Genomic DNA, 12,644 nt, shown 5'->3' on the forward strand with positions numbered 1-12,644 from the left:
GGCCTCTCTCGACGCATGACGTGCGGCGCGCCAGATAACGGAGAAATTATGTTTGTCGCAATTGGCTGGCTGTTGGTGATCGGCTCCGTCATAGGGAGCTTCGTTGGTGTGGGCGGCCATTTGCCGGCCCTGATACAACCGTTCGAATTGCTATGCATTTTTGGCGCAGCGATTGGCGCGTTCGTCGTCAGCAATCCGACTTCGACCTTGAAGAAGACGCTGAAGGCAATTCCTTCGTGCTTCAAGGGCGGCGGCTACACGAAGGAAAAGTATCTCGAGTTGATCGCACTGCTTTACGAGCTGCTTCAGAAAGCACGCAAGGAAGGCATGATGTCGCTCGAAGCCGACGTATTCGCCCCTGAAGAAAGTGTGATTTTCCAGAAGTACCCGCACGTTCTGGCCGATCACCATCTGCTCGATTTCATCGTGGACTATCTGCGCATGATGTCGGGCGGCAACGTCAATGTGCTCGAAGTGCAGGACCTGATGGACGAAGAGCTGGCCACGCATCACGCCGAGGCGTCGGTGGCGGCCAACGCGATCCAGAAAATGGCCGACGGGCTGCCGGCCTTCGGCATTGTCGCGGCCGTGATGGGCGTGGTTCACACGATGGGCTCCGTGGGCGCGCCGCCCGCCGTGCTCGGCGAGATGATCGCGGGTGCGTTGGTCGGAACCTTCCTCGGCATTCTGCTCGCGTATGGATTCATCGGCCCGCTCGCCGATCTGCTGAATGCAAAGGGCCGTGCCGAAGCCAAGCCGTTCCAATGCGTGAAGGCGGTGCTGCTTGCGTCGTTGTCCGGCTACGCGCCGCCCATTGCCGTGGAGTTTGGCCGCAAGGTGCTGTTCACCGCGGACCGTCCGAGCTTCCAGGAACTCGATGACGCCGTGCGCGCTACCAAGTCGCCGAAGCCTGCCGCAAGCGGAGCCGCGTAATGACGCAAAGACGTTCACGCGGCTCGCAGGAGCAGGAAGCGCCGCCGCCGCCGATCATCGTGCGTCGCTCGAAAAAGGGCGACGACCACGGCGGCCATCACGGCGGCGCATGGAAAATTGCCTACGCCGACTTCGTCACCGCGATGATGGCCTTCTTCCTGCTGATGTGGCTGCTCGGCTCCACGTCGAAGTTCGACAAGCAGGGTATCGAGGACTACTTCAACACGCCGCTGTCGAGCCTGCTCGGCGGCAGCCAGGGCACGGCCTCCGCGCGTCCGAACGTGATAGAAGGCGGCGGGCGCGACATTTCCGACACGCGTCCCGGCGACGGCAAGAAGACGCAGATCGAGCCGGCCACGCCGGTGAACGTGGTGCCGACCGTGGCGCCTGCCGACGCGGCCCGCTTGCAGCAACTGAAGGAAAAGCTCGTTTCGCTGATCGAGCAGAGCCCTGCGCTGAAGGCGTTCAAGGACCAGATCCGCATCTCCATCACGAATGAAGGTTTGCGCATCGAGATTGTCGATTCGCAGAATCGCCCAATGTTCGCGTCGGGCAGCCCGCGGCTGCAAACTTATGCGGTTGCGATCCTCACGCAGATCGGCGCGGCACTGAACGACGTGGAGAACCGCATTTCGATTGCGGGCCACACGGACGCGGTGCCTTACACCGGCGGACCTGTCGGCTATTCGAACTGGGAGCTGTCGTCCGAGCGCGCGAACGCCGCGCGCCGCGCGCTGGTTGCCGGCGGCATGCATGGCGAAAAGCTGCTGCAGGTTCGCGGCCTCGCGGACGTGCTGCCCCTGAACAGCAATGTCGTCGATGAACCGACCAACCGGCGCATCAGTATTCTCGTGATGAACAAAGCTGCGGAGCAGGCGTTCTTCCACGACGGCGGCCGTACCTCGATCGACGAAAACTCGCCGGCCAGTGCGGCGATCCCCGCAGTCGCGGCGCGCACGCGTCCGGCTCCAGGCGCGACCATCGTCCGCTAGCGCTTTAGCCGCGCGTCTTGCGGCGCCTTGCGCTCATGTCGAGTTCCACCCATGTCGGCGCGTGGTCGCTGGCGTGCGCTTCGCCGCGCACCCAGCGGTCCACGCCCGCGTCGCGCAAACGCGGCGCGAGCTCAGGGCTCAGCAGGATGTGATCGATGCGCAAGCCCGAATTCGTGTCCCAATGGCGGCGGAAATAATCCCAGAAGGTGTAGACGCGCTCATCCCCGAAGTGCTTGCGCAACGAGTCTGTCCAGCCTTGCGCGAGCAGGCGCTGGTAGCGTTCGCGGCTTTCGGGCTGCAGCAGCGCGTCTTTGAGCCATGAGCGCGGGTTGTAGATGTCTTCGTCGGTGGGTACGACGTTGAAGTCGCCGGCCAGCACGACCGGATGCCCGCTCTTGAGCAGATTCGCCGCATGCTCGATCAGATGGTCGAACCACTTCAGCTTGTATTCGAACTTGGGACCGGGCTGCGGATTGCCATTCGGCAGATAAAGACAGCACACGAGCAAACCGCCCACGGCCGCCTCCAGATAGCGGCTATGCGTGTCGGCCTCGAAGCCCGGCAAGCCGCGGCGGCTCTCCAGCGGCGCCTCGCCCTTCGACAGAATCGCCACGCCGTTCCATGCGCTCTGGCCATGCCAGATGGCGTGGTAGCCGGCGTCGCGCAATGCGTCGGCGGGAAACGCGCTGTCTGCCGCCTTCAGTTCCTGCAGGCAGACAATGTCCGGCGCCTCGCGCTCGAGCCATTGCACGAGCGCCGCCTGGCGCGAACGAATTCCGTTGATATTGAATGTCGCAATGCGCAGCGTCGCCACGGCAACTCCTCCTGCAAGCTTATTTCGACGACGCCTCGCCCGATACCTGCGAAGCCGCTTCATCGCACCACTCTATCGCCCACGATCGCGCGCAGGCAATTGCGTCCGCTTCGTTCGGGAAGGCGTCGATGTCGCCAGAATCGTGCGAGCGGAAATGCTCGTTTTTCTGCGGTATGCGAGTGATCCGGGCCCGCGCGTAGTAGACGCCTTCGTCCGCATGGCGTGCCCGGCAATCGATATGAAAATGCCTGTAGTCGAACTGCATCGGTTGTCCTCTGGAACGCTTGTTGCCGTTCAGCGGTAGCATCGTTCGTACCCGCGGCCGCATCGCCGAGGAACCACGCGCGCAACGCAGTAGCACTGCGCGTGTGGTCCGCCCTCGTCAGTGAGCGCGCATCAGTTCGGCACGTTCACTGCCCCGTTTGCGACCGTGATCGCATTGCCGCCAGGGCTCGTCGCAATGGCCGGCAGGTTCGCGGTGGTCAACGCCGGCGCGGCGCCGGGCGTACCGCCGCGCGGCACCGTATGAACGACCTGCGAAGGCGGCAGCGGCGCGCCGTTCTTCAGGTGGCTCCACATCAGGTTGAGCGCCTGAATGTTGTAGTAATGCAGCGGCACGAAGCGCGTGTCGAAGCCCGCCACGCCAAGAAACGCGTCGAAGTGCTGACCATTGGTGATTTCGTAGAACGACAGTCTGCTCGCCCCGCCCTCAACCAGTTGATTCGTCGCCACGTACGGCCGCGAAGCATGGTTGATCGGCACAAGAGCGTCCGCGCGGCCTTGCACGATGATGGTCGGCTTGCCATGCAGATTCGCGTTCACCTTGATCGCTTCCACGTTCGTGGTGAGCGTGCCGTTGGTCCACAGCGTGCGCAGACAGGCCGCGCCCACGTAACTTGCATCGACCGTGGCGAGACGGTGATCGAACGCGCCCACCGTGCCCGCGTTGTAGACCAGGTTGATACCGTTGGTAGGCGGCACACCGTTGCCGTTGCCGAACACGGTGAGCAACGGCGAAACAGCGGGTGTCACGCCGGCCGCGCCGGTCGAACTGGTCGTGCCGAAGCTGAAGTTGCACAGGTTGTCGGTCACGCTCGCTTTGGCATAGGCGTTCGCGTAAGTCACCGCGACGGCCGGCACCGCTTGCGAGTCCCACATAGGCGCATGCAGCAGATCTGAATCGGGCTGATAGCCGTTCTGATGCAGCAGTGCAAGCGCATTGGTCGCCTGGGTTGCCGTGTCGCCGCCCGCAATCACGCCGTTGGCCGCGAGCGTCGTGCAACGCGCGGTGCGAATCGCGGTCGTGGTGGCAAGCGGCAGGGTCGTCAGATACGGCGACCCCGTCGCGGCGGGCGCAAGTGCCGCGCATGGTTCCAGCAGGTTGGCGAGCGTCATGTAGTCGGCAAGCGGCTTGCCGAATGCGCCGACGGGCACGCCGCCCTGCAGGACCGACACTTGTGAAGGCACACGCACGTTGATTTGCGGCTCACCCACCACGACTGCGTTGATGAGGCCTGTCGTGTCCTGTTCCGCCGCGGCGAGCGCAGCGCCGCCGCCGTTGCTGACCGATGCCGCGATGGTCAGAATGCTGCCGGGTTTATAGCGCACAGTGCGGGTCGTACCGTTCAACGTGCCATATGAATCGTTGAGCGCCCAATAGGCGAACTGGATCGCCTGCAAGGTGTTCTTGCCCCAGTCCTGTTCGGGGTTCTGTTGCGAGTGCGCGTGCTTGAACGCGTAGCGGTTCGGGAACTGGCTGTTGAAGGTGGCGAGATCGGTGTTGCCGAGGTTCGCCGTGAAGAGACTCGCCTTGCCCGCGGCGCCCGCGTCCTGCAAGGTGCCGTCGATCAGCGTGACGCGATTCGTCGACAGTTCATGCGCGCCGTTGCCCGATCCCTTGTCGGTGTACGCGACCGCGCAGCCGCGCTTGAGGCCCCACTCGCCCGCGGCGGAAATCGCGCCGTACACGCCGCGCGAACCCGATGAGGTTGCGGTGACAATGCACGGTTGATCCGCATTGAAGCTCGCCGGAATCTGCACGAGCACGCTGACATTCTGCTTACCGCTGCCGTTATCCGCGAAAGCCAGGTACTCCTTGCCGGCAATCTTGCCTTCGCCCAATGTGTCGTTGCCGTTCAGGTCGACATTGGGGCCCCAGAAGCGCCCGTAGCCGCCGTTGCTCGTCATGTCGACGAGCGCGCGATAGTTCGACCAGATCGCGAGGCGCCGCAGTTCGGCGGCCGTGGGTTGCGCGGGGTTCGCAATGGCCGGCGCAGTGGCCGCTGCGAGTCCGGTTTTACCGAGTCCGGCCGTCAGCAGGTCGTCATTATTGCCGTCATACGACTGCGTTCTGACCGTGCCGACGATGAAGTCCGGCAACGTGTTCGCTTGTGGCGGCGGTGGACCGTCGTCGTGACCCCCGTGGCATGCGCTCACACCGAGCGCGACGACGATTGCAATCGACAGCGCGGACCTGCTTCGAAGGGCTGATGTCATCTGTGCTTGTCTCCATTATTTGCAATACCGTTTTGCGTGACTGTGTACACGCAGCGGCGCCGGGTTTGCTACCCTGAATTGTTCTCGCACGACACTTCGTATAGCGACGCATCGCCAGCCTGCATTGACCTTTCAGCGGAGTCAATAGAACGTTATGGCAAGAGACAACGAATGTGTAAATTCGGGCGACGAAGTCGCCTTGCATCAACCTTCGCGGCGCCGTTTTCTACAATCGGCCGCGGCGGCGGCAACAGTCGGTGCGGCACCGCACCTTCGCGCGCAAAGCCAGGTGCCGGCCGTGCCGGCCGCTCAGGCACCCGTGGCACAGCCAGTACCGGCGAGACCCGTCGAACTCAACGTGAACGGCCGCACTTATTCCCTGCAACTCGAACCGCGTGTGACGCTGCTCGATGCGCTGCGCGAGTACGCCGGACTGATGGGCACGAAGAAAGGCTGCGACCGTGGCCAATGCGGCGCATGCACGGTAATCGCGAACGGACGCCGCATCAACTCGTGCCTGACGCTTGCTGTCATGCACGAAGGGGAGACCATCACCACTGTGGAAGGGCTCGCGAGCAACGGCGTATTGAGTCCGCTACAGCGCACGTTCATCGAGCATGACGCATTTCAATGCGGCTACTGCACACCGGGGCAGCTATGCTCGGCGACGGCATTGCTGGAGGAGTTTCGCAATGGCGCTGCGAGCGTCGTGACGGCAGATGTGCGCAGACGTCCCACCCAGCTTTCCGACGACGAGATTCGCGAACGCATGAGCGGCAACCTTTGCCGTTGCGGCGCCTATGCGAACATCGTGGCCGCGATAAGCGCCGCGCATCAGGGCCATGCCGCGAATGCGAGCGCGGCCGGCGCAGCACCTCACGTCGATCAAGGGCAACGCGATCGACCCGACAACCCCGACCAGGCGTGAGGCCGAGCGAATGGATGCGATTTCCTACGAACGCGCCGCCGACATTGCCGGTGCAGTGCGAGCGGCACAGCAGCCGGGCACTGTCTTCATCGGCGGCGGCACGAATCTGCTCGATCTGATGAAGGGCGGGGTCGAGCGACCCATGCGGCTCGTCGATATCACGCATATCAGCGGACTTGGCGACATCACCACGCTGCCCGGCGGCGGCATTCGCATTGGCGCGCTCGTGCGCAACAGCGACGCCGCGAATCATCCACTAGTGCGCGAACAGTATCCACTGCTGTCGCAGGCATTTCTGTCCGGCGCGTCGGCGCAACTACGCAATATGGCGACCGTCGGCGGCAATCTGCTGCAACGTACGCGCTGCGCTTACTTTTACGACACCGCGTTTTCACAGTGCAACAAGCGCCTGCCGGGCAGCGGCTGTGCGGCGCTGGAAGGCAACAACCGCATGCACGCGATTCTCGGCGCGAGTTCGCAGTGCGTGGCGGTGAACCCATCGGACATGAGCGTCGCGCTTGCGGCACTCGACGCCGTGGTGCGCGTGAGCGGGCAGGCCGGCGAGCGAAGCATTCCGTTCGCCGAGTTTCACCGGCTGCCCGGCGACCGGCCCGAGCTGGATACCACGCTGCGCCCCGGCGAACTGATCACGTCGGTGGACCTTCCGCCGCCGCTTTTCAGCCCGCATTCGCACTATCTGAAAGTGCGTGACCGCGCCAGTTACGCATTCGCGCTGGTGTCGGTGGCCGCCGCGCTGCACATGGACGGCGAGCGCGTGCAGGCCGCGCGCATCGCTTTGGGCGGCGTCGCGCATAAACCGTGGCGAGCGAGCGCCGCCGAGCAGATGCTCAACGGCCAGCCGCTCACGCAAGCCACGCTGACCCGGGCGGCGGCAGCAGCATTAAGCGACGCAAGACCGCTCGCCGGCAACCGCTTCAAGGTGCAGCTCGCGCAACGCGCCATTGTGCGCGCGGTGAACGAGGCCGCCGGCCGCCAGGGAGGTGTCGCATGAACATGATCGGTCAACCGTTCGACCGCACCGACGGTCTGCTCAAAGTGACCGGCGAAGCGCGTTATGCGGCGGAGTTTCCGGAAGCGCGTCTTGCGCATGCAGTGCTCGTCACGAGCACGATTGCGCGGGGCACGATTGCGTCGATCGACATGAGCCGCGCCCAGGCAATGCCGGGCGTATTGCTCGTCATGACACACGAGAACGCGCCGCGTCTGCCGAACGGCGGCAAGGCGCAACTGGCGCCGCCGGCCGGGCGCCGTCTGTCGCTGCTGCAGGACAACGAGGTGCATTACAGCAACGAGCCGGTTGCGGTGGTCGTCGCGGATACGCTCGAACATGCGACCGATGCCGCACGCCAGTTGCGCATAACCTATCGGGCGGCCGCCGCCACGCTCGACTTTGCGCAGGCGAAGGCCAACGCGCATGCCCCGGACAAACCACAAGGACGCCAGACCGATACACAGCGCGGCAGTTTCGAAGATGGCCTGCAAAGCGGCGCTGTGCATATCGACGCGACGTACACGACACCCATCGAGCATCACAACCCCATGGAGCCGCATGCGACGATGGCGCGCTGGGACGGCCCGCAGCTCACGCTCTACGATTCGACCCAAGGCGTGAGCGGCGAGGTGCAGGCAGTCGCAAAGACGCTCGGCATTTCCCCCGCGGACGTGCGCGTGATTTCGCCGTTCGTCGGCGGCGGCTTTGGTTGCAAAGGCTCGTCGTGGTCGCATGTGTCGTTATGCGCGATGGCGGCGAAACAGACCGGGCGTCCGGTGCGGCTCGTGCTCGAACGGCCGCAGATGTTCGGGCCGGTCGGCGCGCGCCCGCGCACCGAACAGCGCCTCGTGCTGGCCGCGCGGCGCGACGGCACGCTCACCGCCATGCGCCACGACAGCGTCTCGAACACGTCGATGATCGAAGACTGGACCGAGACCTGCTGCATGGTCACGCGCATGCTCTACGCGGTGCCGAACCAGCAGACCACGCACCGGCTCGTGCCGCTCAACGTGGGCACGCCGACCTTCATGCGCGCGCCGGGCGAAACCACCGGCTCGTTCGCGCTCGAGTCGGCGATGGACGAACTCGCGGTGGCGCTCAGGATGGACCCGCTCGCCTTGCGCCTGAAAAACTATGCGGAGGTCGATCCGCAGGAAAACAAGCCGTGGTCGGGCAAGTCGCTGCGCGAGTGCTATCAGGCCGGCGCCGAAAAATTCGGCTGGTCGCGGCGCAATCCCGCACCGCGCTCCATGCGTGACGGCAACACGTTGATCGGCATGGGCATGGCGACCGCCACTTATCCGGCCAATCGCAGCGAGGCCGGCGCGACGGCGCGAATTCTGCCCGACGGCACCGCAATGGTGGCCTCAGGCACCCAGGACATCGGCACCGGCACGTACACGGTGATGACCCAAGTGGCCGCAGACGCGCTCGGCTTCGCGCCGGAAAACATTCGCTTTGCGCTTGGCGACTCGTCGCTGCCGAAGGCGCCGGTGTCGGGCGGCTCGCAGTCCGCGGCGAGCGTGGCGCCGGCCGTGCGCGAGGCGGCGAACGCGGCACGTACGCAACTGATTGCGCTGGCGCTGGCCGACCCGGCCTCGCCGGTACACGGCCTGGCGCTCGACGACATCACCGTGGAGAACGGCTGGGTGACGAGCCGCTCACAACCGGCGCGGCGCGATCCGGCTGCGGCGATCATTGCGCGCTCGGGCGGCAAGCCCATCGAGGCCACGTCCACCGTGAAGCCCGGCGACGAGAAGCAGAAGTACTCGTTTCACTCGTTCGGCGCGGTGTTCGTCGAAGTACGCGTGGACGCGGACCTCGGCACGATCCGAGTGCCGCGCGTGGTCGGGGTATATGACGTGGGCCGCGTGCTCAACGCAAAGACCGCACGCAGCCAGATGCTCGGCGGCATTGTGTGGGGCGTGGGCGCGGCGTTGCAGGAAGAGTCGTGGCTGGATACGCGCTATGGGCGCTTTACCAATGCGAACCTCGCGGAATACCACGTGCCGGTGAATGCGGACATCGGTTCGCTCGACATTACGTTTCTCGACCGGCCTGATCCGCATATCAATTCGCTCGGTGTGCGCGGCATCGGCGAGATCGGCATTACCGGCGTATGCGCGGCGCTGGCCAATGCGGTGTATCACGCAACCGGCGTGCGCGTGCGGGATCTGCCGGTCACGCTCGACAAGATCATGCAGACGGCGCGGGTCTGAACGACGCGGATCTGAACGACGCGGGCCGCTTGCCTCGCCGTGCGTTGCGCCGCACAATCGGAAGCATTTCATTGACCGGTGCTTCCCATGGCTTATGCGTCGCTGGCCACTGGCCTGTTGCTTGCCGCCGGCGTCGGCTCGCGCTTCGATCCGCACGGCGTGCAGAACAAGCTGCTCGCGCGTCTGCACGACGGCACGCCCGTGGCTGCGGAAGCCGCCCGGCGGCTGTTGCTGGCCGTGCCCAAAGTGCTGGCGGTGGTGCGGCCGGGCGCGGAAGCGCTTGCGCGTGTTCTGAACGATGCGGGCTGCGACGTAGCGTTCGCGCCCGCCGCCCAACGCGGCATGGGAGCAAGTCTCGCCGCCGGCGTGCAGGCGAGCGAGGACGCCGAAGGCTGGATCGTCGCGCTCGCGGACATGCCGCGCATTGAGCCTTCGACTATCGAAGCGCTCGCGCGTGCGCTCGACGGCGGCGCCGGCCTCGTCGCGCCGTTTTATGCGGGGCAGCGTGGGCATCCGGTGGGATTCGGCGCGGTGCACCGCGATGCATTGCTCTCGCTCGACGGCGACAGCGGCGCGCGTTCGCTGCTCGCTTCCGAACGGCTGACGCGGCTCGATGTGGACGATCCAGGCATTCTGCGCGATGTGGACACGCCGGAGGATTTACGGGGGATCTGAGCGCGGCGGCCAGTGCGATGTTGGCTTCGTTCCAAAATCAGCCCCACGGCCTCTTGGGCACACGGCTTGCGCAAGACCCGGCACTTACAGCGATCACCGCCAGAACTGCACGCGGATTGCGAATCAACCGCGCAACTCGGTCCAATTCCGCCTAAGCTGATGTGACGCCGCCATTATCACGCCCCATTCCGCCAACCTTCACGCGGCGCATGCGTTCGAACGCACCGACTGCCCATGAGCGAAACCAGCCCGCGCCTTTTCATCGTGTCACCGCATTTCGACGACGCCGTCTTCAGTTGCGGCGCACTGCTTGCCGCCCATCCGGACGCCGCGGTCTGCACCGTGTTCGCCGCGCCTCCAGAACATACGATGCACACCGAGTGGGACGAAAAGTCGGGCTTCGGCAACGCGCACGAAGCGATCCACGAGCGCACGTTCGAAGACGACCGCGCGCTCGAAGTGCTGGACGCGATCCCGCTGCGCATGCCCTTTCGCGAAAGCCAGTACGCCGATTCACCATCGATCAGCAAAATGGCGGCGGAACTGGAGGAAACCATTTATCGAACCACGGCCAACACGTTGCTGATGCCGCTCGGCCTGCACCACGACGACCATGTGCGTGTGTTCGAAGCCTGCTGCGAGGTTCTGCCGCGCCTGTCGCATCTCGCGTGGTTCGGCTACGAAGAAGCGATTCATCGCTGTACGCCGGGCGTCGTGCAGGCGCGCCTCGCGGATCTCGCACAGCGCGGCATCGTCGCGACGCCTGCCAATCCGAGCGCGGGCCACACGATCGACGTGCAGCGCCGCGCAGAACTGAAGCGCGAGGCCGTGCATGCGTACCGGAGCCAGTTGCGCGCGTTCGGCCCGGGCAATTACGACGACGTGTTCGCAGCCGAGCGCTACTGGCAACTCAGCGTGGGCCGTCGTGTGAAAAAATGAGCGGCATGGCAGCAGTGCAAGATGACGGGAGATGAGCGGACAGAAACGCGCCAACGGAATGGCGTGGCGCAAAGTTCGACTCGCGCCGGAAACCCCGGGAGAATGAAAAACCGCCTACGCTTGAAGAGAACGGCACGCGCCGCCACGCACAGTTTCCAATACAGGTGATTCAATGAGCTTCGACATGCATACGAGCCCGATTCCCGACCCGAACGCCGACCCCACGCGCGATCCGGAAGGCGATCCGCTGACGCCGCCGTCGCCCGGCCATCACACCGAGGAGCCGCAGCGCCCCGAAGGGCCGCCGGACAAAGATCCGGTATGAACGGCCTCACGCACGACGCCGCTACGTCAACCGTTGCAAGCGAAGCGGCAGCGGCGCGCTAGCAGGCAATCGCAACGTCAGCCGCATTAGTGCATCAGCTACTAGCCGCGCCGGACACATCGGCCGCGCAACGTACATCGAGTGTGTGCAAGGTCGCGCCGGTGCGAACCGAGCCGGCGCGCTCGCGGGTGCAATGGTTAGCGTTCGCCGGCCGCATCAAGCGCACGGCCAGCGCCCGCAATCAGCTCGTGAGTTCGGTAAAGCCCTGCAACAGACGCTCGATGTCGGCGGCGTGGATGTTGCCCATCGTCGAGATACGGAACAGTTGCGCCGAAAGTCCGCCCTGCCCCGCGTAGATCACGAAGCCGCGCGCCTTCAGTGCATCGTGCAATTGCGGGTAGCTGACGCCGTTCGGCAGCCGATACGCGCGCAGCACGACCGACGACTCCTGCGGCGCCAGCACACTTTCAATGCCGCGCTCGGCCAACCCCGCGCGCACCTGTTCGGCGAGCACGGCATAGCGGGCGTGGCGCGCGCGCCAGCCGCCTTCATCGGCGATTTCGCGCAGTGCCTCGACGAGCGCGTAGTACGCGTGCACCGACGGCGTGAACGGCGTATTGCGCTGGTCCTGCAGACGCGCGAGCCTGCCCAGGTCCAGGTAGTAAGTGCGGCTCGCCGCCTGCGCGAGTGCCGCGCGGCGCACCAGCACGAACGATGCACCAGGCACGCCGTGCAGACACTTGTTGGCGGTCGCGGCCACGGCGTCGAGACTCGTGTCGGCGAAGTCGATTGCTTCGGCGCCGAAGCTGCTCACCCCGTCCACCAGCAGGCGCAGGCCGCGCGCGCGGCACAACGCACCGAGCGCTGCAACGTCGTTCAGACGCCCCGTGGTCGTTTCGTGATGAATCACCGCGACGTGCGTGAACGCCTTGTCCGCGTTGAGGCGTTCAGCAATCTTCGCGAGATCCGGCGCCTGCATCCACTCATGCTTGAGCACTTCGTGCGCAATGCCGTATTGCGCGGCGATCTGCGCAATGCGCTCGCCGTACACGCCGTTTTCGACCACCAGCAATTTGCCGTTTTGCGGCACCAGCGCGGCCGTCATGCTTTCGACGGCGGCCGTGCCCGAGCCTGTCATCAGCACGGCCTGCCACTCGCTGGCGTCGAGGCCGTACAGATCGACGAGACGCGTGCGCGCCTCTTCCTGCAAATCGAAGAACTCGCTTTCGCGGTGGCACAGGTCCGTCTGCAACAGGCTATTGCGGACGCGTTCGGTGAGCGTCACCGGGCCGGGATTGAGCAGCAGCATCA

12 protein-coding genes are annotated in these 12,644 nt (G+C 65.0%); 8 read left to right on the forward strand and 4 right to left on the reverse strand.

Annotation, left to right across the window (positions count from 1 at the left end; translation table 11 throughout):
- Positions 1-48 precede the first annotated feature (48 nt).
- Together motA and motB are read left to right on the forward strand one after the other, a co-directional pair.
- Positions 49-933 (forward strand): flagellar motor stator protein MotA, encoded by an 885-nt coding sequence (motA, locus tag JNB89_RS03200; RefSeq protein ID WP_220361216.1) that lies wholly within the window; start codon positions 49-51, stop codon positions 931-933.
- Entirely contained in the window at positions 933-1,925 is a 993-nt protein-coding gene (gene motB / locus JNB89_RS03205; protein ID WP_013341736.1) for a flagellar motor protein MotB, read from the forward strand. The genes motA and motB overlap by 1 nt, the downstream gene beginning before the upstream one ends.
- A 4-nt stretch (positions 1,926-1,929) precedes the next feature.
- On the opposite strand, the gene JNB89_RS03210 is transcribed toward motB, so the two are convergent.
- The 3 genes from JNB89_RS03210 to JNB89_RS03220 form a co-directional block, all read right to left on the reverse strand.
- The gene (locus JNB89_RS03210; RefSeq protein WP_135895479.1) at positions 1,930-2,739 is read right to left on the reverse strand and encodes an exodeoxyribonuclease III; all 810 of its coding nucleotides are present in this window, start codon (positions 2,737-2,739) and stop codon (positions 1,930-1,932) included.
- Positions 2,740-2,758: 19 nt separating this feature from the next.
- Complete coding sequence (locus tag JNB89_RS03215; RefSeq protein ID WP_135895480.1) at positions 2,759-3,004, reverse strand: hypothetical protein; 246 nt, start codon at positions 3,002-3,004, stop codon at positions 2,759-2,761.
- A gap of 131 nt (positions 3,005-3,135) precedes the next feature.
- On the reverse strand, positions 3,136-5,235 hold the full coding sequence (locus tag JNB89_RS03220) for a D-(-)-3-hydroxybutyrate oligomer hydrolase (protein ID WP_220361217.1): 2,100 nt from the start codon (positions 5,233-5,235) through the stop codon (positions 3,136-3,138).
- A 154-nt stretch (positions 5,236-5,389) separates the two neighbouring features.
- Between JNB89_RS03220 and JNB89_RS03225 the strand changes: the two genes are divergently transcribed.
- The 6 genes from JNB89_RS03225 to JNB89_RS03250 all read left to right on the forward strand — a co-directional run bounded on the left by JNB89_RS03225 (position 5,390) and on the right by JNB89_RS03250 (position 11,333).
- On the forward strand, positions 5,390-6,163 hold the full coding sequence (locus JNB89_RS03225) for a 2Fe-2S iron-sulfur cluster-binding protein (protein WP_220361218.1): 774 nt from the start codon (positions 5,390-5,392) through the stop codon (positions 6,161-6,163).
- Between the two features lie 10 nt (positions 6,164-6,173).
- Complete coding sequence (locus tag JNB89_RS03230; protein WP_220361219.1) at positions 6,174-7,175, forward strand: FAD binding domain-containing protein; 1,002 nt, start codon at positions 6,174-6,176, stop codon at positions 7,173-7,175.
- The gene (locus JNB89_RS03235; protein ID WP_220361220.1) at positions 7,172-9,394 is read left to right on the forward strand and encodes a xanthine dehydrogenase family protein molybdopterin-binding subunit; all 2,223 of its coding nucleotides are present in this window, start codon (positions 7,172-7,174) and stop codon (positions 9,392-9,394) included. Before JNB89_RS03230 ends, JNB89_RS03235 begins: the two co-directional genes overlap by 4 nt.
- 87 nt (positions 9,395-9,481) lie before the next feature.
- Complete coding sequence (locus JNB89_RS03240) at positions 9,482-10,069, forward strand: nucleotidyltransferase family protein (protein ID WP_220361221.1); 588 nt, start codon at positions 9,482-9,484, stop codon at positions 10,067-10,069.
- Between the two features lie 234 nt (positions 10,070-10,303).
- Entirely contained in the window at positions 10,304-11,008 is a 705-nt protein-coding gene (locus JNB89_RS03245; protein ID WP_013341744.1) for a PIG-L deacetylase family protein, read from the forward strand.
- 172 nt (positions 11,009-11,180) lie between these two features.
- Complete coding sequence (locus tag JNB89_RS03250; RefSeq protein WP_013341745.1) at positions 11,181-11,333, forward strand: hypothetical protein; 153 nt, start codon at positions 11,181-11,183, stop codon at positions 11,331-11,333.
- A gap of 241 nt (positions 11,334-11,574) precedes the next feature.
- On the opposite strand, the gene JNB89_RS03255 is transcribed toward JNB89_RS03250, so the two are convergent.
- Positions 11,575-12,642, reverse strand: coding sequence for a 2-aminoethylphosphonate aminotransferase (locus tag JNB89_RS03255; RefSeq protein WP_220361222.1), 1,068 nt, complete (start codon positions 12,640-12,642; stop codon positions 11,575-11,577).
- Positions 12,643-12,644: the final 2 nt, after the last annotated feature.

This window comes from Paraburkholderia phenoliruptrix (assembly GCF_019511605.1).
Lineage (GTDB): Bacteria > Pseudomonadota > Gammaproteobacteria > Burkholderiales > Burkholderiaceae > Paraburkholderia > Paraburkholderia phenoliruptrix_A.